At 66.8% G+C, this 2208-nt stretch carries 1 protein-coding gene; it reads right to left on the bottom strand.

The genetic code is table 11. The features are described from left to right. Nucleotides 1–2208, bottom strand: a 2208-nt coding sequence (locus G1E_RS29090; RefSeq protein ID WP_256220424.1) for an Hpt domain-containing protein, incomplete at both ends; no start/stop codon positions are given.

Genomic DNA, 2208 nt, shown 5'->3' with positions numbered 1-2208 from the left:
CATCGCCCTCGAACGGCTGGCGGCTGGAGATCCGCCCCTGGGTCTCGCTATCCAGGCGCAACAACTGGTCGCGCATGCGCTCAAGGGTGGTTTCCATTTCGTTGAGGGCAAACTGCGCATCGTTGACCTGCTGCTCGATGCGCCCACGGATGATCGAGTGCTCACCTGCCAGGTTGCCCAGGTCGTCGAGCAGTTCGGCATCGACCTTGACCATGTCGCCGGCGGCGCGCTCGGGTGCCGCTGCCGGCACTTCGGCAGCGCTGGCATCTTGCGGCCCCTGGCCTGCGGCACTGTCGGTCAGTGCCGCGCTGCTGAAATTGCGTATGTAGTCGATCAGCGCCGTGGCTGCGTGCAGCGGCTGCCCCAGGCGCACGGCGTCGAGCATTTGGGCCAGGCGATCGTGGCAGTTCTGCAGCAAGGCGAACAACGGTGCACTGGGTGGCAGGCGGCCGGCGGCGAGCAGTTCGTAGAGAAACTCAAGCTCATGGGCAAGGTCGCCGATTGGGGTGATTTCGACCATGCGCGCCACGCCCTTGAGGGTGTGCAGGTCGCGCATCAGGTTGTCCACCTCGACGCTGCTGCGCGGGTCGGCTTGCCAGCGGGCCAGGGCTGCAGCGGCGCTTTCGACGATGTCCGAGCTTTCTTCGAGGAATACCTCCAACAACTCCTCGCCAGGGCTTTCGGCCTCCTCGACCTGGGGCTCGGCCACTTCCGGCGGCAGTGACGGGCGTGGCAAGCCCAGGCCCAAGGCGTCGGTCAGGTCCATGTCCGGGTGCAGCGGGGTGACCGCGTCGATACCCACCAGGCCGGTGGCATCCGGGGCCAGCGCCTGGTCCAGCAGCGCACGCAGGCGCTCGACCAGTTCCGGGCGCGGCGCTACATCCTGGCCGGCCGCCACTTCATCGAGCATGTCCATCAGGGCTTCATGGGCACCCTGGGCCAGGGCGAAAAAACCTGCTTCGGCAGCCAGGCTGCCCTCCTCCACGGCACCATAGAGGTCGAGCAGGGCCTCGCACAGGTCATCCATTGGGCAAAGGTCGGCCAGGTGCGCGGCATGGCCCAGCGTGGTCATTTCATCCAGCAGGGTGTCCAGCGCATCGCGTTGGCCGGGCTGCTGCTGCCAACGCGACAGCAACGATTCGGCGTTGAGCAGGGTATCCATCGCTTGCGCGAGGAAACTGGCCACCCACTGCGGGTCATGCCTGCCGCGCCGCTGCTGCTGAGGGTCGGCGTGCAGGCTGGCCAGCCGCTCGTCCACTGCCTGGCCAACCCGCTCGATCAGGTCCGAGGCCCCGGCAATGGGGGCAAGCGGGGTGCTGTCCAGTTGTGCCAGGCCCAGCTGGAACAACGCCCGGGCAGCCTCAAGCCACTCGACTTCAGCCATCTGCAGCAGTAACTGGTGGACCTTGTATTCGCGTACCAGGCGGTCGAAGGCCGTGGCCAGTTCGGCAAGCGGCATCACCCCGGCCATGGCGGCGCTGCCCTTGAGCGTGTGCAAGGCACGTTGCAGGTCATCGCTGACCGGCGTGTCATGGCCGCCGGCACCCTGCAGGAAGGCGTCGAGACTGGCCAGGTGGCCTTGCGCTTCGCTGCGGAAGATGTCCAGCAACTGCGGGTCGAGGCCATCGAGGTCGGCGACCGCGGGTGGGTCGTTTTCAGCCAGGCCATGCAGATGCCCAGCCAGTCGTTCGATGTCACTCAGCTGCGGTGACTGGCCTGCGGCAAAGTCGGCCAGCAGGTCTGGCAACTGCACGAACGCTTGCTGCAGCGCCACCACGCCCTGGGCGCTGAGCGCCCTGCGGCCTTCGATTACACGGTTCAACAGGTGTTCGGCGCCCCACGCCAGTTCGGCCACGGCTTCGGCATGGACCATACGCCCACTGCCCTTGAGCGTGTGCAAGGCGCGCCGAACATCGCCCAGTGCTGCCATCTGCTGGTTATCGGCACGCCAGCGCAGCCAGTGCCGCTCGATTTCCGGTAACAGCTCACCGGCCTCTTCGAGGAACACCTCGCGCAGCTCATCATCGATGCCATCGCTGCTGTCATCGGCGCCTTCAGTGGCGGCGGGTTGCGTACACTGCACCCCAAGCGCAGCCAGGCTGGCCCGTGCGGTGTCGATAAAGGGCTGGCCATCGGCCAGCGGATCTGCGACACGCCATTGCAGATAACACTCGGCCGCGCTCAGGGCCTGCGCCAGGTGGGCCAGCT

The sequence above is a fragment of the Pseudomonas sp. TJI-51 genome (genome assembly GCF_000190455.2).
Classification (GTDB): domain Bacteria; phylum Pseudomonadota; class Gammaproteobacteria; order Pseudomonadales; family Pseudomonadaceae; genus Aquipseudomonas; species Aquipseudomonas juntendi.
Note: the sequence above shows the minus strand (reverse complement) of the source record. Positions and strands in the feature narration are given on the sequence as shown.